Genomic DNA, 754 nt, shown 5'->3' with positions numbered 1-754 from the left:
ATCCCTCGAGACCCATGATTCAGATTTTCAGGGCGAAGGGAATCCCAAGCGAGTCAGAAATCAAGGCGATTGGTATTAGTAACCCGATGCAGGATTACCTAAGCATGAGCATTGACCCTCTCGACACTATGGATTCATCCCAGCTGCTTCTGGAAATCGGACGGCTGATACTTACCGACTCCCGCTACAGAGACGGTGACTGGCGCGCCGTTTCTTTCATCATCGCTCAGGAACCCGGCATGGGATCGGTGGAGGCGTACATTTACCCTGAGAAGGGCGCACCGCCCGTGGCGTCAGTCCCAGCGGAGTTCAGTCACGAAATCAATCAGACTGCGAAGATGCTTCAGAAACGGATGGCGGAGCGGAACGGGACGACCTGGATCAAGATGCTTTATCAAGTCTGGATGCCCGGGCCCGCTTTCGCCGCGACGTTCGAGAACGAGGATGCGGAGCGCTGGAAGCTTCAGGACTACAGCGCCGAGGGCGTCCGGCAACTTGCCCACTCGGTGGACCCGGCCGTCACGCGTGGCAAACGCTGACACCACCGCGCGCTCGCCACGTTCACGCCACAACAGAACGATCCCCGCACACCCGCCGCGCCGCGTCAGTCCTCGCATAGCCTGCGGTAGAAAGTAAGCGCGAGGTCGTTGCCCTATGCGGCGATGCTTGACGGCTGGTGACCTGCCCCCCTCGGGTCCCTCGTTCATAACGAGAGTCTGCGGGTTTGAGATTGGTAGTCGGGTCGGCCGTTCTG

At 59.5% G+C, this 754-nt stretch carries 1 protein-coding gene; it reads left to right on the top strand.

Annotated elements, in window-relative coordinates:
- Nucleotides 1-539 (top strand): hypothetical protein (locus FNF32_RS15210; protein WP_221930746.1); only part of this gene is annotated, 539 nt, incomplete at its 5' end.
- Nucleotides 540-754: the final 215 nt, after the last annotated feature.

Origin of the sequence: Paracoccus marinus (assembly GCF_007018965.1) — a bacterium.
GTDB classification, from domain to species: Bacteria; Pseudomonadota; Alphaproteobacteria; order Rhodobacterales; family Rhodobacteraceae; genus Paracoccus; species Paracoccus marinus.
This window is presented reverse-complemented; position numbering and strand designations above follow the sequence as displayed.